Genomic DNA, 21,131 nt, shown 5'->3' with positions numbered 1-21,131 from the left:
TCTGCGCGGGGCTCGTGTGCAGGTTGGGGACGTTGCTCCGACCTGCACGGAAAATACCGAAGGCGAGCATCGATCACACTGCCCAGCATGCACAACCGAGGGCGCCCCAGAAGGATTTTAGGTCGCTAACTGGGAGGGTGCTGGACCAGGCGGTGGCATGCTCATGGCCGTGAACGGTGCAACTGCGCGCGCAGCCGCATTGGCTCGCCATTTGCCGCCGCAGAGCCGATGTCTCGGACTTTTGGGCCTCGCCCCAAGCAGCATAGCCGCCGAACCGGCGGACCGGCGACCAGTCGGGCATCGCGGGCGGCGGCACCGGTTGATCGAGATCGGCAAATGGGCCAGCCGCATAGACGACCTTGCCGCCGACAATCGTCAGGTTCGACGTCGTGTCGGCGATGTCGCTCTCGGCACAGGCGAAAAAATCGCGATCGGGCACGATCACATCGGCGAACTGGCCGATCTCGATGCGACCCTTCTTACCTTCCTCGTTGGAGAACCATGTGACATTTTCCGTCCACATGCGCAGCGCCGTCTCGCGGTCGAGGCAATTGCGTTGCGGATAGAGGCGCAAGCCTCCCACCGTCCGCCCCGTGACGAGCCAGGCGAGCGACACCCATGGATTGTAGGATGCGACCCGCGTCGCATCGGTGCCGGCCGAGACCTTGACGCCCTTGTCGAGCATGCGAGCCACGGGCGGCGTCGCTTCCGCCGCGCCGATCCCATAGCGTTCGACGAAATATTCGCCCTGATAGGCCATGCGATGCTGCACGGCGATGCCGCCGCCGAGCGCCGCGATCCGGTCGATCGATTGATCGGAAATCGTTTCGGCATGGTCGAAGAACCAATTCAAACCCTGCAGCGGAATGTCCTGATTGACCTTTTCAAAAACATCCAGCGCGCGCGAGATGGTTTCGTCATAGGTCGAATGCAGACGCCACGGCCAGCGGTTCTCGGCCAGGATGCGCACCACCGCCTCGAGTTCGCCTTCCATTTCCGGCGGCATGTCGGGGCGCGCGACACGGAAATCCTCGAAATCGGCGGCGGAGAACACCAGCATTTCGCCGGCGCCATTGTGCCGGAAGTAATCGGTCCCCTGCTTGTATTTCGACGTCTTGGTCCAGTTGAGAAAATCTTCCTTCTCGCTCTTCGGTTTCTGGGTGAAAAGATTGTAGGCGAGGCGAATGGTCAGTTGGTCTTCGTCCGCGAGCTTTTGAATGACGGCATAATCATCCGGATAATTCTGGAATCCGCCGCCGGCATCGATCGCGCCGGTCACGCCAAGCCGGTTCAATTCGCGCATGAAATGCCGGGTCGAATTGACCTGGTAGTCGAACGGCAATTTGGGCCCTTTGGCGAGCGTCGCATAAAGAATGCCAGCATTGGGGTTGGCGAGCAGCAGCCCCGTCGGCTCGCCGTTCGCGTCGCGTACGATTTGGCCGCCGGGCGGCTCGGGCGTCGCCTTCGTGTAGCCCACGGCCCGCAAGGCCGCGCCGTTGAGGATGGCGCGGTCGTAGAGATGCAGCAGGAACACTGGCGTCTCCGGCGCCACCGCATTCAGCTCTTCGATCGTCGGCAAGCGCTTTTCGTCAAATTGGTGTTCGGTGAAGCCGCCGACGACGCGCACCCATTGCGGCGGGGGCGTGATCGCCACCTGTTGCTTCAGCATCGCCATGGCATCGGCCAGGGAGCGCACGCCATCCCAGCGCAATTCCATATTGAAATTGAGGCCGCCGCGGATGATGTGGAGATGATTGTCGATCAGCCCCGGCAACACGCGCCGGCCCTTGAGGTCGATGATTTTCGTCGTCTCGGCGGCGAGCGGCATGATCTCCCGCTCATGCCCGACGGCGACGAATTTGCCGTCTTTGATCGCGACTGCATTGGCGGTCGGATTGGCGCGGTCGAGCGTGGTGAAGAGGCCGTGATGCAGAATGAGGTCGGGGGCAGAAGCAGCGGTGCTCATGTGGACGTCTCCGAGGTTTTCGTCGATGCGGCCGCGTCGGTGTCCGCATGGCGGCCGGGCAACGGGCCGAAGATATGGGAGGCGGATTTCGCGTGCTGCCAGGCGAGCGTGAAGGCGGAACCCGCCAGCATCTGTTTCCCGACCGGGATGATCTGCTCGCCGACGAGAATGCCAAGCAGCCCTATCAGCGCGACGAGCGGCGGCGCGGGCGAGCGCACGTTGAGAAGGGAATAGATCACACCGACCAGCAGGCCGGCGCCGAGCGAAAACAAATACATCTTCATGGCGTTCGATCCCGGAAGTTCAGCGGTTCGACGCGGCGCGGCCTCCCGCAAGAAAAGGCCGCGCCGCGACGGATAAGCGATCAATGTCCTTCGGACGCACCGAACATGGTCTTGGCATAGGTGATGCCGAGGCCATAGGCACCGCCGTAGCGCCGGGCGATTCCGGTCGTCATGTCGTAAGTTGCCGTGCGCGCCCAATCGCGCTGGAGTTCGAGCAGATATTGCACCGACGTCATGGGCCGTGCGCCCGCCTGCACCATGCGGTCCATGGCGCGGTCATGCGCCTCGGTGGAGACGTCGCCGCATCCGTCCGCGATGACATAGACTTCGAAGCCCTGGTCGAGTGCCGACAAGGCGGGGCCGACGATGCAGACGCTCGTCCACAATCCGGCCAAGACGATGCGTTCCTTGCCGATTGAGTTCACCTTCGCGATGACGTTGGCATCTTCCCAGGTGTTCATCGACGTGCGATCGAGCATCTTCTGGTCGGGAAATGCTTCGGTGATTTCGCTGAACATCGGTCCGGAGAAGCTTTTTTCCGCGACCGTGGTCAGAATCGTGGAAACGCCGAAGCCGGCCGCGCCATGGGCGATCAGGCCCGCATTGTTGCGCAGCAGGACGGCATCGATCGATTTGGTCGCAAAGGCCATTTGCGATTGAAAGTCGATCATGATCAGCGTGTGATCGGTCGGAGAGAGTAAGAGTTTGCCTGGGGCGGCAGTTGCATGCGGCATGATGGTCACTCCTTTGACGTTGCATTCTCACAGCGCGTTGTTTCGCCCTGCGTACTTGGGATCGTGTGCTCTGCTCGTCGGAATAGAGTCGTGATGGCAGCAGGCTTTCATGCCACCTCCTTCGTCGGTCTATTGAGATAGCTATGGATCTGAGCGATGGCTGCGGCACCGTCGCCAACTGCGGCCGCGACTCGTTTGGTCGAGCCGGCGCGGACGTCGCCGATTGCAAAGACGCCCGGCATGCTGGTCTCGAGTGGCGAGGCCGAGCCGCCCGTCAGGATGAAGCCTTTGTCGTCAGTTGCAATTGAGCCGCAGAGCCAACGGGTGTGAGGCGTTGCGCCGATGAACAGGAACAGGTGATTGATCGCGTGCCGCGTGGTTACGCCGCTCGCGCGATCGCGCGCGACGGCACCGGCGAGTGTGTCGCCATCGCCGTCGAGATCCACAACATCCGTGCCGACATGAATCTCCACATTGGGCAGTGCCGCGATGCGGTCGATAAGGTAGTGCGACATCGTTTCCGATAGGGCCCGCCGGACGAACACGTGCAGCCGCTTCACATGCGGTGCCAGAAACACGATCGCTTGGCCCGCCGAATTGCCGCCGCCGACAAGAGCGACGTCCTTGCCGGTGCACAAGCGGGCTTCGATCGGGGATGCCCAATAGGAAATCCCGGCTCCCTCGAAATGCGCCAGACCGGGAATGGCGGGTCTTTGATAGGTGGCGCCCGAGGCGATCACGGCGGTGCGGGCGGCAATGGCCGAGCCGCCCGAAAGCGCGAGCGTCAGGCGGTCGTCGATCCGTTCGAGCCGCTCCACGCCGATCGGGATGGCGACTTCGGCCCCGAATTTAAGCGCCTGACTGAAGGCGCGGCCGGCGAGCGCCTGTCCGGATATGCCCGTGGGAAAGCCCAGATAATTTTCAATGCGCGCCGACGCGCCGGCTTGCCCGCCCATGGCGCGCTCGTCGAGAACGATCACCGAGAGGCCTTCCGAAGCGCCATAAACGGCCGCGGCCAACCCGGCCGGACCGGCGCCGACGATGGCGATGTCGTAAAGCTTCTGCGGATCGATCTTGGGGATGATGCCAAGACAAGCGGCCAATTCCCGCTCATGGGGGCGTTTCAGCAGCTTGCCGCTGGGGCAGACGACGAGCGGGAGGTCGACCGGCAGAAGCGCCAAGCGCTCAACGAGGCTGCGACCCTCATCATCGACTTTCGGGTCCATGACGAGATTGGGATAGCCGCTCCGGGTCAGGAAGCCTTGGAGGCGCAGAAGATGGGCGTCGTCCGGCGCGCCAATCAGAATCGTGCCCGAGCCGCCGTGTTCGATCAGTCTGACCCGGCGCAAAATAAGGGCGCGCATCACAATCTCGCCGACTTCCGCCGATCCGATCATCAGGGCGCGCAAATGCGGTGGATCGAAAGGAAGCAGAGTGGCGCCATCCGGGCCGGCTCGCGCCGAAGCGAGCGACGCGCGGCCATCGATCTGGCTGACTTCTCCGGTAAATTGTCCTGTCCGCTGGGTGGTGATCGGCGCTTCGGCGTCAAGCCCGTCCCGCCGCAGAACATCGAGCGAGCCCTCAAGCACAAGCCAAACCGGGACGCCCCGATCACCAGGAGCAAAGACCATTTCGCCCGCGGCAAAATGTTGCGGCGCGCCACTGGCGAAGGGACGTGCCGTTTCGACCTGACGTGGGGTGAGGGCAGGGAACATCTGATGCGCGCGCGCTTCGATACTGCGTGTCGCCCGATCGATCATGCGAAGAGCCTCCGCATCATCCGGAGTGTCGCACTAACTGCCTTGGCGCTCCTGCCGGCGGCCATTGCGAGACTTGCGCCAACGGGCCGGCTACGCTTTGAGCGTTGCAAGAGGACATCGAAATGGCTCAAGAGGCTTGTCACGCTATACCTACTGACGCGGTTGAGGCCTAATCTGACGATATGGGCTGCGTTCGGCTTGTAGATCTTCATCGCGACTTGGACAGAACCGCCATGAACGACATGGCGGACGCTGGCGTGCGATACGGCAAGTCAGAAAGGTACTCCGTCGCTCTGTGAATTTTAACCATTGAACGGGAGTCGCAATCGGGCGAAAATCCAAGACAATCCGGCCGATGTGGGCCTCAATGTGAGATCGAATGGCAGGAGCAGAGAGGACATTTGGCATGCTTGCGAGAACCGAGCCGCAACGCCGGGAAAGGCATAGGCGTTATGGCACGCCTCTGTCCCCTGTTCGGCACGGCAGCAGCGAGTGCGTCCCGTGGCTGAACTAAATGAAACACGCCCGCCGTCACGCGGGCTTCACCATATCACCACGATCATCGGCAACGTGCAGCGCACCGCAGATTTCTATGCCGATGTTCTGGGGCTGAAGCGGGTCAAGAAAACGGTCTGCTATGACGACCCAGGCAGTTACCATCTTTACTATGGAGATAACGTCGGGAAGCCGGGCACCATCATAAGTGCGCTGGCGTGGCAATGCGTCGCGAAGGGATTGGTCGGGGTCGGCGAAGTCGTGCAGACCGCCTTCCGTGTGCCGACAGGATCCTTCGATTGGTGGTCCGAGCAACTCGGGGCCGCGAACGTCGCCTGCAAGTTGGATCATTCTCCATTTGGGGAGCCAATGCTTTGCTTTGCCGATCCCGATGGGACGACGCTTGCCCTCATGGAGGCAAAGCAAGTTCGTGCAGAGGATACATGTGATGCCGTTCACACGGTGCTCGGCCTTAACGAGGTCGTTTTAAACGTCCGACGCGAGGACGCGACAATCGATATTCTTCAAGATGTATTGGGATTCAAACGCGTTGCGCATACCAAGGATTCGATCCGGTTTGCCGCCCACGACGGGCCTGGAGGCACCCTTACCCTGCGAACGATCGGGGCGTCATCGCGCGGCCGCCTTGGCGGGGGCACGATCAGACACGTGGCTTTCCGTGCCGCAGACATCGAAGATCAGTTGGCGATGGTACAGAAGCTCCAGCGGTTTTACGGAGTCGTCGCAACCGAGCCGATTGAGCGAACCTATCTGACCGCCGTAGGTTTTCGTGCTCCGTGCGGCGTTCTTTTTGAGATCGCGACTGACGGACCAGGATTCCTGATCGACGAGGCCCACAATTGCCTTGGCGACGACCTCAAGTTACCGGGGTTCCTCGAAGAACGCCGGCATGAATTGCAGAGCATCTTGCCTCCGCTCAACTAGCCGTTGCTATAAGGTTACTTTGTCGCAATGCCGGTCGGCGACTAAATTTGTTATGTCCCCATAAGCCACGATAAAAGTCTCTCCTCCCCGACTTGAATGAAGGTGGAAATTTTCGCTATTTTGTCTATGGTGCGAAACAGAGCTGCGAAGAGCATCCGACAATCAGTATGGAGGGGGTCCGATGATCGAAAACGGCGATGTCTCCTCCGAAGGCTTTTTTGGCCGTCGCCTCAGCAAACATCTTGGAATGGAAGGCGATTGTATCCTCAAGATCAATCGCAAGGGCAAGCTTGCGCTTGCGGTGACACGGCTGACCTGCTCGCGCTTCATTCGTGAACGAACCGCCGCGATTCCCTCGGAGCCTGCGTTCAGCATCCTCCATCAACTGGGAGATTTGGATCGGCATTCATGCTGGCTTGCAGGCAATAAAAGATATTCCGGATCATTCAGTGCCGGAACGGTGAGCGTCATCGACCTGCGTGACAATCCGCAATGCGAATTCAAAGGCCCGTTTGACGCCGTCCAGTATTACGTCCCGCGCCGCGCACTTGACGATTTCGCCTATGAGAATGATTCAAAGCCGATCTCCACGCTCAAGTGGCCTCGTGATCGTCGCGATCCTTATTTGTCAACGCTTTCAAGCATTCTCTTGAGCGCTCTGGAGGAGGAGAGGGCAAACAATCAGCTCTTCGTCGATCAGCTCGGGCTGAGCTTGCTTGCGCATTTTGCGCACACCTACGGGGATCTTCGTTCACGCGAGGGCGTTCAAGAGGGCGGACTGGCGCCATGGCAGGAGCGCCGCGCGAAGGAGATCATGCGTGTGCGCCTAGCCAGCAGCTTGACGATCGCCGATGTCGCCGCCGAATGCAAGCTGACGCCGAGTCATTTCGCTCGCTCCTTCCGGCGCAGTACGGGTGTCGCCCCACACGAATATCTGTCTCGGCTCCGGATCGAGGAAGCCAAGCGTCTGATGACGACCACTGAGCTGCCGCTGGCGGATATCGCGCTGATCTGTGGGTTCGGCGACCAGAGCTACTTCACGCGGGTTTTCTCCCGCAGCATGGGAACGAGCCCTGGCGCATGGCGCCGGGCTCGTTCTGAAGGGTGAGCGGCTGTATCGAAATCGTCAGGTCGGATGGATCATGTCGCGCGCGTAGGCCAAGCCGATGCCGTATCCGCCGGCATGAGCCTCCACGATTGCCCGCGCGCGGTCATAGGTCTCGTGGCGCGTCCAGTCTCGCTGCAATTCCAACAGGATCTGGATCCAGGATGTCGGCCGTGCTCCGGCCGCCTCCATGCGGCGGAGCGCGAGGTCATGGCCGACGGCGGTGAGACCACCGCAAGCGTCGCCGACCACATAGACCTCGAGTCCCTCTGCCAAGGCGGAGAGAACGGCGAAGCTGACGCACGCCTCGGTCAATAGCCCCGAGACGATGAGGCGGCGGCGCCCGGTCGCGAGGATCGCTTCGCGCGACTTGTCATCCTCCCAGACGTTCATGCTGCGACGGTCGATCGGCACGACGCCGGGCAGGGCTGCGCTAATCGCCGGCATGAGCGGTCCGCTGTAGACTTTCGTCGCGGACGTCGAGGCAATGACCGGGAGGCCGAAGGTCATGGCCGTCTTGGCCAGCGCGACCACATTGTTCAGTAGGACCTGCCGGCCAATCGATTCCACGCCGAAGGCAAGTCCGGCCTGCTGGTCGGCGAACAGGAGTACGCAGTCCTTTGGTTCAAGAAGATGCAAAGCGCCATCTGTCATTTTTGTCGCTCCGGTTGATACCAAAGGTCGCAAAGCGCGACCTTTAGACTGCTCTTCATTTTTCGCTATCGCCTCGAAAGCGAAAAATGAAGAAAGGAACCAACGCTCACTCTTCGTGACCGTTGGTATGAGCTTAAGAATTTACGAATTCGAGCAGATCCGCGTTGAGCTGGTCCGCATGGGTGGCGGCGGTCGCATGCGGAGCGCCTGGATAGACTTTGAGTTTGGCGGATTTGATCATCTCGGCCGCGAGCTTACCGGTGTATTGTAGCGGAACCACCTGATCGTCGTCGCCATGAATCACGAGGGTGGGGACGTCGATCTTGGCCATATCGGGACGGAAATCCGTTTCGGAGAATGCCGTCACGCAGTCGATCGTCGCCTTGATCGAGGCTTGCAAGCCGATTTGCAGTGTCTGCTTGAATATTCCTTGCGAAACGTTCGTGCCATGGTTCGTCCCGTAGAAGAGGGGGCTGAAATCGTCCAGGAATTGCGGACGATCCTTGGCGAGCCCGGCCTTGATTCCATCGAAGACCGATTTGTCGACCCCGTCGTGGTCCGCCGTCTTGACGAACAGCGGCGTGACCGCGCTCACCAATGCCAGTTTCGACACGCGCGAGGCGCCGTGACGCGCGATATAGCGCACGATATCGCCGCCACCCATCGAGAAGCCGACCAGGGTAATTTCTTCAAGTTTCAGATGGTTGATGAGCTCGGCGATATCATCCGCGAACGTATCGTAGTCGTAGCCTGCCCAGGGCTGGCTCGATCGGCCGAAGCCGCGGCGATCGAAAGCAAGCGTACGAAATCCGCGGCTGGCGAAAAACAGCATCTGGGCGTCCCACATGTCCGCGCTGAGCGGCCAGCCGTGGCTGAAGAGGATCGGTTTTCCGCTGCCCCAGTCCTTGAAGTAGAGTTCGGTACCGTCCCGCAGTTTCAACAGCGCCATCGATTACTCCTTTGGTGTGGAGGCGGACAGCGCTTGACGTCACATACGCTATCGGCCCAACAGTGCCGCGCCAAACTCAGGGATGAAATGTTCTTTGGCTTGGACGATTTCGTCGCTCTTTGTACGCCTCACGTTTCTCGGCAGGGGCCGTATGCAAGTCCAGGGCAAGGCGCAATTTTCATTGGAGATATTGTGGCAGCCGCATCGTCGCAGGGTCGCGTTCATCGCGGCTTCGTCCAAGCCGCGATGTACTTGTCCAAGCGCGTACGTTAGCGGGGATCATACACTCCCGTTGCACGGACCTGGGATGTCATTTGCGTCGGCCGGCGATCATCAATTCAAGGGGGTACTCAATGTCCAAACTCGATATGTTGACACCCGATAACAGCGCCATTGCGCTCATCGATTATCAGCCAGCTATGTATCAGGGCGTCCAGTCGCATGATCGGCTCGTGGTGTTCAACAACGTCCAGATTCTGGCAAAGGCCGCCAGGCTGTTCAAGATTCCGACTGTGCTGTCTACGGTTGCGAAAGATTCCTTCTCGGGACCATTCATGCCGGAAGTCGCAGGGCTGTATCCTGATCACGATATCATAGACCGTACCTCGATGAACTCGTGGCTCAATGCCGATTTCCGAAAGGCGGTTGCCGCCACCGGCCGCAAGAAGTTCGTACTTGGAGGTCTCTGGACGGAGGCCTGCGTGCTGTTTCCGGCGCTGGACATGCTCAAGGAAGGTTACGAAATCTATGTGGCAGCGGATGCCTGCGGCGATCTTTCGATGGAGGCGCACAATCGCGCCATGGACCGCTTGGTGCAGGCTGGTGCGGTTCCAATCACGTCGTGCCAATACGTGTTTGAGCTCCAGCAGGACTGGGCGCGTCAGGAAACTTACGAAGGCGTGATGGATCTCCTACGCGCTCACTCCCCGTATGGCATTCAAATCCGCTTCTCGAAGTGGGCTCTCGGCGAACACGCTTCTGAGGCCGGCATCAAAGCAGTGTGATTTGCCCGCACCAGCGTCTTTGAGATAAGCGCAATGAAAATCACTATTCTGTCCCTTGGTGCCGGTTTGACGATCGGGACTTCTCGCCGGCGAGCAGATCATTCCGCCCGCCGCGCATGTCGCAATCTTCTCGGATTCTGCCGAATCCATTTCGCAAAACCTCGGATGACGCCGCCGCGATGAGCCCAGCCAAGGCGTTCCAAACCATCCTGCTACTCATGATGATCGCCGTGGTGCTCGACGCGGTGGCGCGTCGTTTGCGCTTGCCCTCGGCATCGGTGCTGGTCCTTGCCGGCATCGTTCTGGCTTTCGTTCCAGGACTCCCCGATGTAGAATTCGATCCCGATTTCGTCATGGTCCTCTTTCTGCCACCGCTGCTGCTTTCGGGCGCGTACTTCACTGTGTGGCCGGATTTCCGGGCCAATCTCAGGATCATCCTGCAATTGGCCGTCGGCGCCGTCGTGGTGACAACGCTGCTCGTCGGTGTTGTCACCCACTTTTTCTTTCCGGCATTGCCCTGGGCCGCGTGTTTTGCACTTGGTGCGATCATTTCGCCGCCGGATGCTGTCGCCGCGCGGGCTGTGTTGGATCATCTGAATGTGCCGCCGCGCATCGCCGTTCTGCTGGAGGGCGAAAGCTTGATCAACGATGCCTCCGGCCTCGTTCTTTTTCGCTTTGCGGTCGCTGCAGCGCTGACCGGGACCTTTAGCGCCGGTGCGGCCGCGGGCAGTTTCGTCTATGTCTCGGTTGTAGGCGTCGGCATCGGCCTTGCGCTCGGTTGGATATGCGCTTCGGTCGCCGGACGGTTGACGGACGCACGGCTTACTGTGGTCTGGACGTTTTTATCCGCCTGGGCCGCTTACCTGCTCGCGGACAGTCTTCATCTGTCAGGCGTCCTTGCGACGGTTGCATGTGGGCTGGTCCTCGGACGTCTCCAACACCAGGCCATGAATGCCGCGGCTCGTGTCCAGGCCCGGGCGGTCTGGTCCGTCGTCACCTTTGTGATGGAAGCCTTGGTCTTTGTTCTCGTGGGGCTAGCGCTTCGTGGCGTTTTGCATCGGTTCGCGGCGGATTGGGGAACGCTGCTTTCGCTCCTCCCGATGGCGGCGGCCATCTTTGCCGTGCTCGTGCTTGCTCGCTTCGCATGGATTTTCCCGACAGCCTACATTCCAAGAGCACTGATCCCATCGCTCCGCGCGCGCGATCCGTATCCACCGGCTGCCGTTCCACTGGTGATGAGTTGGGCCGGGATGCGCGGGGTCGTCAGCCTCGCCGCCGCTCTGTCTTTGCCGGACCAATTTCCTGGCCGGGATATCATCCTGTTCGTGACCTTCTGCGTCGTTGCCGCCACCATCGTCGCGCTCGGGCTGACACTTGGTCCGGTGGCAAGGACGCTGGCAGGGAAGGAATTCTTGCTGCGCGGAGTGGAGACGCTGTCCGAAGAGGCCGTCCGCGTGGAAATCGCGCGCGCTGAGTTCGATGCCATCCGCATGCACTCGCTCGGAGCCAATGGGGAGCACGCTCATCCGCGGCTGGTCGAGCAGTATGGGCATCGTCTCTCGGCGGCCGAGGAGCATGCCCTCGCCAAGGAATCTCATGGGGAGCGAAGACTTCAGCACTACCGTGCCGTCTTGATCGCGGTGGAGGCCGGCCGCAGGAAGCTCTTGGAGCTCTTCAATTCCGGGCGCATCCACGACAGCGTCATGCATAGGCTCGAAGCTGAATTGGACCGGGAGGAACTTTTTGCCGCTCGGGTGGTCGAGGTGACGGAAAGTGCTTGACGATCTCCCACGGCAAGCACGTCCGTCATGCCACGGCAGCTTCGAGGTCCGGCAGAATGTCTTCGATCTCGGCGCGATGCGGTTCGAGGAAGCTCGGCAGCTTCAGGGCGCGCCCCAGAGTCGCCGCCGGCTCGTCGACCGTAAAGCCCGGGATGTCGGTCGCGATCTCGAATAGGATGCCGCCGGGTTCGCGAAAGTAGACCGACCGGAAATAGTTGCGGTCCATCTGTTCCGTCGGATGCAGCCCGTGATTGTGGATGAGCTTTTGCGCCATCTGGCTTTGTTCGGCGTCATCGGCCGCGCGGAACGCGATGTGGTGCACCGAACCGCTGCCTTGATATCCGCGCGGGAAGCTCCTCGACTCGTAGATGTCGACCACGCCTCCGTTGGCGTCGCCCGCCGCCTTGTAGCGGATCACCGAGCCTTCGCGTGTCGTCTCCGTGAAGCCGAAGACGTCTGTGAGGATGCCAGCGGTTTGATTGGCGTCGTCAAGCAGCAGCGTCACGCCGTGGAAGCCGCGGATCGCGTGTTCGACCGGCACCTCGCCGTTGCTCCAGGCAGGCTCGTTTTCCGCCTCTCGCACGCCGACGAGCGCCAGCGCCGTGCCATCCGGATCCGTGAAGGGCAGAACCGATTCCCCGAAACGCGTTTCGAGCGCGCCGTGACGAATGCCCTTTTCAGCAAAGCGCCGTGTCCAATATGCGAGCGAGTGCAAAGGCACGCGGAAGGCGGTTTGGTGGGTTTCGCCGATACCCTGATGGCCAGGGGAGACGCCCTCGCAAGGAAAGAAGGTCAGGATCGTGCCCGGCCGGCCGGTCTCGTCGCCGTAATAGAAATGATAGGTCGCCGGATCGTCGAAATTGACGGTCTTTTTGACGAGGCGCAGGCCAAGGTCGCGCGTATAGAAGCTGAAATTCGGGATGGGATCGGCCGCGATGGCAGTGATGTGATGAATTCCCGGCATCTCTTCCTCCATATCGAACGAGCGTTTTCGCTCGATGGATGAGATATTGATCGGATTTGTTCTAAGAACAATCACCTGTTTTATGTCAGGTCTGTCCGCGAATTGGAAACAATAGAAGCCTGCATGGACGCCGTGAAACCGTGGTCGCTATGCCAGCGATCATCCCGTTCGTGTCTGGCGTGCCGCGTCGGCAGTCTCCGGAAGCCGTATTACGCGCCTTGATCTCCGATCGGGCGATCATTCAAAAGTCGCACAAAACTGAAAAGACCACGTCTGCAGCCGCCTGATATGCCGCTTCGACTCTCGAAGGGAAGGCGATGAAGCTCAAGTCGATTCTGCTCGCACTGCTTGCCATCAGCGCGATGGGCGGAGCGGCGGCATTCCTTTATGCGTGGGAATCGCCCATTCCGCCGATCGACCCTCGGTCGGCCAGCGCTCCTGATCCGGCCATGGCCCGTCGTGGCGCCAGTCTTGCACTGCTCGGAGACTGCGCCACGTGCCATACCGCGCCAGGCGGTCAGCCCTATGCCGGCGGACTCGCGATGCCGACGCCCTTCGGAACGATCTATTCCACGAACATCACGCCCGATCCGGAGACGGGCATCGGGCAATGGTCGGCGCAGGCATTCATTCGCGCCCTTCGATCGGGCGTGGATCGCGAAGGCCGTCACCTTTATCCGGCATTCCCGTACGATCATTTTACGCGCGTTTCGGATGAAGATGCAAAGGCCCTGTATGCCTTCTTCATGTCGCTCGAACCCGTCAAGGCTTCGGCGCCGCGCAACGAATTTATGTTTCCCCTCAATATTCGTCTGACGCTCGCCGGATGGAAGCTGCTCTTTCTGCGCCAGGAGCGCTTCGTGCCCGATCCTGCGAAAGACGAGAAGTGGAACAGAGGAAAATATTTGGTCGACGGGCTCGGGCATTGCGGCGCCTGTCATTCGCCTCGCAATCTGCTGGGCGCGGAAAAGGCGTCGGCCAGCTTCCAAGGCGGCGAGGCCGAAGGTTGGCGCGCCTATGCGCTCGGTGGAAACTCGCAATCGCCGGTTCCCTGGGACGAGGGCACGTTGGCGGACTATCTCGCCCATGGCTTTCATCCTCTGCATGGAGTGGCAGGCGGTCCGATGGCGCCGGTCGTCGACAATCTCTCTTCGGTCGATCCGGCGGATGTGAGCGCAATGGCCCACTATCTTGCCTCGCTTGGCCAGAGCGCGGGGCGGAAGCATGTGCAGGTGCAGAGCGCATCTGGTCCCCGAAGTAGCCCGCAACTCGCGGGCGCTCAGGCCGCGACGCCGCAGCTCCCGTCCAATCCCGGCGGCGCAATCTATGCTGCCGTGTGCGCATCGTGTCACGCAGCGGGCAGGCCTCTGCCCCTAGGGGGCGTCAGGCTCGATCTTTCGACCGCGGTCGCGGGTGAGACGCCCACCAACTTGATCAGGATCGTGATGCAAGGGGTGCCTGCGCCCGGCGGCGGGTCTGCAGGTCCGATCATGCCGGGTTTTGGCGACGTTCTCAGCGATCAGCAGATCGTGGATCTCGCCGATTATCTGCGTACGCGGGTGGCAGGAAGGCCGCAGTGGGATGGGATCGCTTCAGCAATTGCGAAGGCAAGGGCCAAAAGCGACATGGCACTGGGAACTCAAGCACACAAGGTGCGGTGAAGTATCATGACAACGCTGAGCGTCAATGGCGAGAGCCGATCCATCAAGGCAAGTCCCGACACGCCGCTGCTTTACGTTCTTCGCGACGAATTCGGGCTGAATGCGGCAAAGTATGGTTGCGGACTCGGTCAGTGCGGGGCCTGCACCGTCATCGTCGATGGCAAGGCTGTCCTTTCGTGCGTCACGCCGGTACTGCTGCTGGAGGGGCGGACGATCACCACGCTCGAGGGCCTCGGAAGCCAGGATGCGCCCGGCCCGATGCAGCGTGCATTCATTGCCGAGCAAGCGGCGCAATGCGGCTATTGTATTCCCGGCATGATGATGCGCGCTCAAGCCTTGTTGGATCGCGATCCGCATGCCAGCGATGAGGCGATCAGGGCCGAACTCCAACCCCATCTGTGCCGGTGCGGAACGCATATGCGGATTTTGCGTGCGATCCGGCGTGCCGCGGAAGAGCTGAAGACCACGGCCGAAGCGAGGACAGGACAATGACCTTTGCCATTTCTCGCCGCAGCGCATTGATGGGCGCCGGCGCGCTCGTCGTTGCCTTCCGGTTGTCCCACGTAGATGCGCAGACCGAAACGGGGACCGGAGAAGGTGGCTCCAAGCATGGTCTTCCCGGCAGCCTCGACGATACGCCAAGGCTCGACGCCTGGATTCGTGTCGACGCCTCGGGGGCCGTCACGATTTTGACCGGCAAGGCCGAACTTGGCCAGGGTCTCAAGACGGCGCTTCTTCAAGTCGCGGCAGAGGAGCTCAAGGTGCCATTCGATCGGCTCTCGCTGGTCACGGCGGATACCGCGCGCACGCCCAATGAGGGCTACACCGCCGCAAGCCATTCGATGCAGGATTCCGGCACGGCGATCCGGCACGCGGCAGCGCAGGCGCGAGAAATCCTCCGCGACGAGGCGGCTCGAAGGCTCGGGGTCGATGCCAGGTTGCTGCAGGTCCGCAACGGACGGATCTTTGCGCCGAACGGCGTGCATCTCGGGTACGGAGAGTTGATTGGTGATCAACTGTTGTCCGTCGATGCCAGCCGGACGTCGCGTTTGACCGCGCCCGCGGATTTCACGGTGATGAACCGTCCCGTGCCGCGGATCGACATTCCGGCCAAGGTGACGGGGGCGAGCGCCTACGTGCAGGATCTTCGCCTTGAGGGCATGCTGCACGGCCGCGTGGTCCGCCCACCGAGTTATACCGCCACGTTACGCGACTGTGACACCGGATTGGCCGAGCGGATCAGCGGGATCGTCAAGATCGTGCGCGACGGCAACTTTCTCGGTGTGCTTGCGGACGGGGAGTGGGCCGCCGTTCAGGGCATGCGAACCCTTGCTGCTGCCACGACCTGGAACGAGCAGCAAGCCCTGCCGGACAGCGCGAACTTGCCCGCCGCGTTGATGAATCTGCCTTCGCGCGATACGACGATTCGTGACACCGGCAGGCCGGGCCAGCGCGGGATCGAGGTCGAGGGAACCTTCTCCAGACCGTATCTCACCCATGGTTCGATCGGACCGTCCTGCGCCATTGCGCAGTTCAAGGACGGGACACTCACGATATGGACCCATACACAAGGGGTCTTCTTTCTGCGCAATGCGATCGCCGGCATGTTGCGGATGCCGGTCGAAAGCGTCCGCTGCATCCATGCGGAAGGCGCCGGCTGCTACGGCCACAACGGCGCCGACGACGCGGCGGCCGATGCGGCATTGCTGGCGCTTGCGATACCTGGTCGGCCGGTCAGGGTCCAGGCGATGCGCGAGCAGGAGCACGCGTGGGATCCGTTCGGGCCGGGTATGGTGGTTAAGCTCAGGGCGACGGTTGGAGCGGATGGCGTAGTCGCGGATTGGCACCATGAGGTCTGGAGCCAGTCGCATATGATGCGCCCCGGTCCTCCGGGCACGTTAATCGCCGCGCGCTTGAAATCCGACGCCTCTCCGCCCGCACCACCTGTTGCGTTGGCCCAGCCGGAGGGCGGCGGCGACCGGAACGCGGTGCCGCTCTATGCACTCCCGAATTGCAAGGTGATCAGCCACTTCCTGCCCGACATGCCCTTGCGCGGCTCCTCCATGCGCTCCCTGGGCGGGTACCTCAATGTCCTCTCGATCGAGAGCGTTCTCGATGAATTGGCAATTCGCTCGGATCAAGATCCTGTGTCGTTTCGACTGCGGCACATGACAGATCCGCGTGCGCGTGACGTGATTGAAACGGCGGCATCGCGGTTCGGCTGGGCGGCGCGGGCCAAGTATTCGAAGAGTACGGGATTTGGGTTTGGTTTTGCCCGCTACAAGAATCTTGAGGCCTGGTGTGCCGTAGCGGTTGAGATCGATCTTGCGCGCCCAAGCGGCGTTGTTCGCGTCCGCCGTGTTGTGGCGGCCGTCGACACAGGGCAAGTCGTCAATCCGGATGGCATCCGCAATCAGGTGGAAGGGGGCATTCTACAGTCGATGAGCTGGACGCTTTTCGAGCGCGTGACGTTCGATCGGACTCGCGTGACTTCGGTGGATTGGTCGGCCTATCCGATCTTGCGATTCGATAGCGTTCCCGAGTCGATCGAAGTCCACATCATCGACCGGCCTGGAGATGCCTTCTACGGCGTCGCGGAGGCCGCACAAGGACCAGCGGGGGCAGCGATTGCAAATGCGATCAGGGATGCGGCCGGGGTTCGGATGCAAGATCTTCCATTCACGTCGGCCCGTATCAGGAAAGCGATCGGGGCATGATCCGAATCGGCTATCCGGCCGACGCGGTCTTTGCAGGTCATCTCGTGTCGCCTTAATTCTGCTGGCGAAGGGTCGCGACGTCGGCCGGCGTGACCCGTGCAGGTGCGCTGCCAAAGCGTGCGGTCACGTAGTTGGCGACCGCGGCGATCTCGGCGTCGGAATAGGAATGGCCAAAGCTTGGCATGTAAGGATGTGATGTTCCCCGCCTGCCGCCGCCGAGGATCATCTGAACTACGTTGGCGGCGCTCGGATCATTGACCGCCCGCACCCCGGTGAGTTGCGCTTCTCCGATGACGGCCCCAGCACCGGTCCAGGCGTGGCAGCTCAGGCAATTGCCCTCGAATATGCGCTTGCCAACTGGATTGTCGATTCCCGCAAGATCTGGCGTCGCTGCGGCCGGTCCTGCAAGTTTTGGCAGATCGCTCGCGACCGCCGGCACACTGCGCAGATAGGTCACGATTGCGGTAATGTCGGATTTCGTCAGACTCGACAGGCTGAGCTCAACCGCCTCTCCCATCGGACCGGACGCAACACCGCGTCCCTTGGCATGCGCCGTCGAGAGATAGGCGGCGAGTTCCTCCGCCGACCAATCGCCGATGCCGCTGACCTTATCTGTGCTGATGTTATACGCGTTCCAACCTTCGGCGACGCCGCCGGCGAATTTGCGGCGCTCGTCGAGCGCCTGCATCAGGTTGCGCGGCGTATGGCACTCGCCGCAATGACCGGCCGCCTCGACGAGATAGGCGCCGCGGTTCCATTCAGCGCTTTGCCCGTCCACCGGCCGGAACCGATGGTCGGGATTGAACAGGCCCGCCCAGATCGTCATCAGCCACCGCTGATTATAGGGAAACGCGAAGGTGTTGGCCTTGTTCGCTTGTTTCACCGGTTTCAATGAGAACAGATAGGCTTTGATCGCCAGCACATCTTCGTCGGTCAGCAGCGTGTAGGAGGGGTAAGGAAAGGCGGGATAGTAGCGCGAACCGTCCGGCGCGACACCGCGATGCACCGCGTTGAGGAAGTCGGCGTCGGCCCATTTGCCGATTCCGGTTTCCGGATCGGGCGTGAGGTTCGGCGTGTAGATGGTGCCGAACGGCAGCACGAAGGCACGCCCGCCGGCGAAGGGCGCTCCACCTTTGGCGGTGTGGCAGGCCTCGCAGTCCGCCATGCGGGCGATGTAGGCTCCCTTCGCCGCAGCATCAGCGCTGGCGAGTTCAGCTGGCGCGCCGGTCGGCGAGGTACCTTTGTAGGCGGCAAGTTCAATGGGCGTCCCCGCGGCGAAGGCATAGGGGCCCGGTTGGAATACCATCCAACCGACTACGCCGGCGACCGCCGCGCCCACGACAACCACGATCCCGAGAAGCGTGAGCAATATCGGTTTGATGCGCATGAGTCAGACCGCCTTCGCAATCAGTGTTGCATCGATCGGCATGCGCGTCAGTTGCACGCCCGTCGCCGCGAAGACGGCATTGGCGACCGCGGGTTGCACGATGACAGTACCAGGCTCGCCGATGCCGCCCGAGTTCTCGGTACTCGGCACAATATGCACCTCGATCTGCGGCATCTCGTCGATGCGCAGGATGCGGTAATCATTGAAGTTGCTTTGTTCGACACGTCCGCCGGCGAAGGTGATCTTGCCATGCAGCACCGCAGAGAGACCGAAGACGACCCCACCCTGGATCTGCGCGACGAGGATATCCGGGTTGATGACGTTGCCGACATCCGCCGCGACCACAACCCGGGTGACGCGCACATCGCCCTCGTCGTTCACCGCAACGTCGGCAATTGCGGCGAGATAGCTGCCAAAGGCGTTCATCAGCGCGAAGCCACGACCGCGCCGCGCGCCAAAGGGCGAGGCCGGCCCGGATGTCCCCCAACTCGCCTTTTCGGCAACAAGGTTCAGCACACCAAGGGCGCGAGGGCTCTTGTCCAATAGGCCGCGCCGGAACGCGAGGGGATCGGTGCCGGTTTTGCGCGCAATCAGATCCATGAAGGATTCGATGGAGAAGATGCTGCCGTTCGGACCGACGCCGCGCCAGAAGGCGACAGGCACGGCGCTCTCGTGGCGGATATATTCGACCAGCATATCGCCGACCGTGTAGGGAACTTCCGCCGCCCCGTCGACGGCATCAACGTCGACGCCATCCTGGAAGGCAGGCGGTAGCCAGCGCGCCATGATCGACCCGCCGGTCACGCGATGGTGCCAGGCAGTGATCTTGCCGTTCTCCACACGCGCCTTGAGGCGGTCGTGATAGATCGGGCGATAGAGCTGCTGGCGGATGTCCTCTTCGCGCGACCACACGACCTTCACGGGTCCTTCGACACGGGCGGCGATGCGAACGGCTTTGATCACGCCGTCGACTTCGAGCCGGCGGCCGAAACCGCCACCGATCATGTGGTTGTTGATCGTTACCTTCGCAGGATCGATGCCAAGCACCTTGGCAGCGCCCGCCTGCGCGAAGCCGGGCACCTGCGTGCCCGTCCAGACCTCGCAGGCGCCGTCATGCACATGCACGGTGCAATTCGTCATTTCCATCGGTGCATGCGCCAGGAAGGGAAATTCATAGGTCGCCTCGAACAGCGTTCCGTCCTTCAATCTGGCCGCGGCGTCGCCCTCCTTCTTGGCGATGGCGCCGGCGCCCTCGGACGCCTTCTCGATGTTTGCCCAGAGCTGCGCCTGATTGAGATCGTCATTCGCGCCGGGAGCCCATTCGATCGCGAGCGCGTCGAGCCCTCGCATCGCCGCCCAGGTGTTATCGGCGATGACGGCGACGAGATCGTCGAGCACCACCACTTGTCGCACGCCGGCGACGGTGAGGGCTTTCGACTGATCAACGGAGCCAACCTTGCCGGCGAGCACGGGGGAGGACATCAGCGTGGCAAACTTCATGCCCGGCCGCATCACGTCGATGCCGTAGACCGTCTTGCCGATCGCCTTGTCCGGCGTATCGATGCGATGCACCGGCTTGCCAATCAGGCGGAATTGCGAAGGATCCTTGAGCTTGACGGAACTGGGCGGCCGGAGCTCGGCGGCAGCATCCGCCAGTTCGCCGTAGCGGACTGATAGCCCGCTCGCCGGATCGGTGATGACGCCGTCTCGCGTTGTGAGACCGGCCGCATCGGTAAGCCATCCGACGGCCGCGGCTTGGAGTAGCATCGCGCGGGCGCCCGCAGCCGCCTTTCTCAGCGGGCCACTCCAGGCCATCGTCGTCGTCGATCCTCCCGTCGCCTGCACGACGAAAACCGGGCTGCCGTAATTGGCCTGATCGGGCGGCGCGTGCGCCACGATCACCTTGTCGAGACTGACATCGAGTTCCTCGGCGAGGCACTGCGTTTGCGACGTATAGACACCTTGGCCCATCTCGACTGCGGGCAGCGTGAAAGTCACCGTGTCATCGGGTGCGATGTGGATGAAGGCATTGAAACGAGCCCGTGTCGGCACCGGCTCGTCCGCGTGGGCTGACGCCAAAGGGAATTCGATTCCGATCAGCAGGCCGCCGGCGAGTGCGGCGCTGCCACGCAACAGATCGCGACGCGATGGTCCGATGGCGGGGAAGGTCGGATCAGGATTGCGCAGCATGTTTGATCCCTTCGCGGATGCGCACGTAAGTGCCGCAGCGGCAGAGATTGCCGGCCATCGCGGCGTCGATCGCGGCATCGTCCGGCTGCGGATTGGCGGCGAGCAGGGCGGAGGCGGACATGATCTGACCCGGCTGGCAATAGCCGCACTGGATCACCTCGAGCTCAAGCCAGGCCTTCTGGATTTTCGCGCCGGCGGGGGTTTGCCCGACACCCTCGATGGTCGTGATCGCGCGAGCGCCGACCGCACCGACTGGCAATTGGCACGAGCGCACCGCGGTGCCATCAACATGTACCGTGCATGCCCCGCACTGCGCGATGCCGCAGCCGAATTTGGTGCCGGTCATGCCGAGCACGTCGCGCAACACCCACAGCAGCGGCATCCCGTCGGGGACATCAACACTGCGGCTGACGCCGTTGATTGTAAGGTCCATCGCCGTTCCTTCCTCGCCGCCGGCCGCTGCGGCGTTCGTAAAACCGTTCGGACGATCAAGGCAGCACACAAACGGTAACATGCACGGCGTTGGTTCGTCTAC

General features: G+C 61.8%; 17 protein-coding genes. 7 read left to right on the top strand and 10 right to left on the bottom strand.

Features of this window, described 5'->3' with window-relative positions:
* Positions 1-73: 73 nt before the first annotated feature.
* The 4 genes from V9T28_RS13240 to V9T28_RS13225 all read right to left on the bottom strand — a co-directional run bounded on the left by V9T28_RS13240 (position 74) and on the right by V9T28_RS13225 (position 4,744).
* On the bottom strand, positions 74-1,966 hold the full coding sequence (locus V9T28_RS13240; RefSeq protein ID WP_116399399.1) for an amidohydrolase: 1,893 nt from the start codon (positions 1,964-1,966) through the stop codon (positions 74-76).
* A complete protein-coding gene (locus V9T28_RS13235; protein ID WP_116399856.1) occupies positions 1,963-2,250 on the bottom strand; it encodes a XapX domain-containing protein in 288 nt (95 codons plus the stop codon). The genes V9T28_RS13240 and V9T28_RS13235 overlap by 4 nt, the downstream gene beginning before the upstream one ends.
* An 80-nt stretch (positions 2,251-2,330) precedes the next feature.
* The gene (locus tag V9T28_RS13230; RefSeq protein ID WP_116399855.1) at positions 2,331-2,984 is read right to left on the bottom strand and encodes a hydrolase; all 654 of its coding nucleotides are present in this window, start codon (positions 2,982-2,984) and stop codon (positions 2,331-2,333) included.
* Between the two features lie 107 nt (positions 2,985-3,091).
* A complete protein-coding gene (locus V9T28_RS13225) occupies positions 3,092-4,744 on the bottom strand; it encodes a cyclic nucleotide-binding domain-containing thioredoxin-disulfide reductase (RefSeq protein WP_116399398.1) in 1,653 nt (550 codons plus the stop codon).
* A gap of 501 nt (positions 4,745-5,245) precedes the next feature.
* Between V9T28_RS13225 and V9T28_RS13220 the strand changes: the two genes are divergently transcribed.
* Together V9T28_RS13220 and V9T28_RS13215 are read left to right on the top strand one after the other, a co-directional pair.
* The gene (locus V9T28_RS13220) at positions 5,246-6,184 is read left to right on the top strand and encodes a ring-cleaving dioxygenase (protein ID WP_199499982.1); all 939 of its coding nucleotides are present in this window, start codon (positions 5,246-5,248) and stop codon (positions 6,182-6,184) included.
* Between the two features lie 181 nt (positions 6,185-6,365).
* Positions 6,366-7,292: a helix-turn-helix domain-containing protein gene (locus V9T28_RS13215; protein ID WP_116399396.1), complete on the top strand. Its 927-nt coding sequence runs from the start codon at positions 6,366-6,368 to the stop codon at positions 7,290-7,292.
* 18 nt (positions 7,293-7,310) lie between these two features.
* Here V9T28_RS13215 and V9T28_RS13210 read toward each other — a convergent pair whose 3' ends face one another.
* Together V9T28_RS13210 and V9T28_RS13205 are read right to left on the bottom strand one after the other, a co-directional pair.
* Entirely contained in the window at positions 7,311-7,943 is a 633-nt protein-coding gene (locus V9T28_RS13210; protein WP_116399395.1) for a hydrolase, read from the bottom strand.
* 133 nt (positions 7,944-8,076) lie between these two features.
* A complete protein-coding gene (locus tag V9T28_RS13205; RefSeq protein ID WP_116399394.1) occupies positions 8,077-8,892 on the bottom strand; it encodes an alpha/beta fold hydrolase in 816 nt (271 codons plus the stop codon).
* A gap of 353 nt (positions 8,893-9,245) precedes the next feature.
* Between V9T28_RS13205 and V9T28_RS13200 the strand changes: the two genes are divergently transcribed.
* Together V9T28_RS13200 and V9T28_RS13195 are read left to right on the top strand one after the other, a co-directional pair.
* Positions 9,246-9,896: a hydrolase gene (locus tag V9T28_RS13200; RefSeq protein ID WP_116399393.1), complete on the top strand. Its 651-nt coding sequence runs from the start codon at positions 9,246-9,248 to the stop codon at positions 9,894-9,896.
* Between the two features lie 179 nt (positions 9,897-10,075).
* A complete protein-coding gene (locus V9T28_RS13195; RefSeq protein WP_116399854.1) occupies positions 10,076-11,677 on the top strand; it encodes a Na+/H+ antiporter in 1,602 nt (533 codons plus the stop codon).
* Between the two features lie 25 nt (positions 11,678-11,702).
* Here the strand turns inward: V9T28_RS13195 and V9T28_RS13190 are convergent, their stop codons facing one another.
* Positions 11,703-12,641 carry a ring-cleaving dioxygenase gene (locus tag V9T28_RS13190; protein WP_116399853.1) on the bottom strand — a complete coding sequence of 313 codons (939 nt, stop codon included), beginning with the start codon at positions 12,639-12,641 and terminating at the stop codon, positions 11,703-11,705.
* 317 nt (positions 12,642-12,958) lie between these two features.
* Here V9T28_RS13190 and V9T28_RS13185 point away from each other — a divergent pair, with 317 nt between their 5' ends.
* The 3 genes from V9T28_RS13185 to V9T28_RS13175 are packed head-to-tail and all read left to right on the top strand — an operon-like array spanning position 12,959 to position 17,019.
* Positions 12,959-14,302, top strand: a complete 1,344-nt coding sequence (locus tag V9T28_RS13185; protein ID WP_116399392.1) for a c-type cytochrome — start codon at positions 12,959-12,961, stop codon at positions 14,300-14,302.
* 6 nt (positions 14,303-14,308) lie between these two features.
* A complete protein-coding gene (locus tag V9T28_RS13180) occupies positions 14,309-14,794 on the top strand; it encodes a (2Fe-2S)-binding protein (RefSeq protein ID WP_116399391.1) in 486 nt (161 codons plus the stop codon).
* Positions 14,791-17,019 carry a xanthine dehydrogenase family protein molybdopterin-binding subunit gene (locus V9T28_RS13175; protein WP_116399390.1) on the top strand — a complete coding sequence of 743 codons (2,229 nt, stop codon included), beginning with the start codon at positions 14,791-14,793 and terminating at the stop codon, positions 17,017-17,019. The genes V9T28_RS13180 and V9T28_RS13175 overlap by 4 nt, the downstream gene beginning before the upstream one ends.
* Before the next feature lie 52 nt (positions 17,020-17,071).
* Here the strand turns inward: V9T28_RS13175 and V9T28_RS13170 are convergent, their stop codons facing one another.
* Genes V9T28_RS13170 through V9T28_RS13160 form a run of 3 tightly spaced genes read right to left on the bottom strand, consistent with a single transcriptional unit; the run spans position 17,072 to position 21,029 of the window.
* The gene (locus V9T28_RS13170; RefSeq protein WP_116399389.1) at positions 17,072-18,406 is read right to left on the bottom strand and encodes a cytochrome c; all 1,335 of its coding nucleotides are present in this window, start codon (positions 18,404-18,406) and stop codon (positions 17,072-17,074) included.
* A 3-nt stretch (positions 18,407-18,409) separates the two neighbouring features.
* Positions 18,410-20,596 carry a xanthine dehydrogenase family protein molybdopterin-binding subunit gene (locus V9T28_RS13165; RefSeq protein ID WP_116399388.1) on the bottom strand — a complete coding sequence of 729 codons (2,187 nt, stop codon included), beginning with the start codon at positions 20,594-20,596 and terminating at the stop codon, positions 18,410-18,412.
* On the bottom strand, positions 20,580-21,029 hold the full coding sequence (locus V9T28_RS13160; RefSeq protein WP_199499979.1) for a (2Fe-2S)-binding protein: 450 nt from the start codon (positions 21,027-21,029) through the stop codon (positions 20,580-20,582). The genes V9T28_RS13165 and V9T28_RS13160 overlap by 17 nt, the downstream gene beginning before the upstream one ends.
* Positions 21,030-21,131: the final 102 nt, after the last annotated feature.

It is taken from the genome of Methylovirgula sp. 4M-Z18 (assembly GCF_037890675.1).
Classification (GTDB): Bacteria; Pseudomonadota; Alphaproteobacteria; order Rhizobiales; family Beijerinckiaceae; genus 4M-Z18.
Note: the sequence above shows the minus strand (reverse complement) of the source record. Positions and strands in the feature narration are given on the sequence as shown.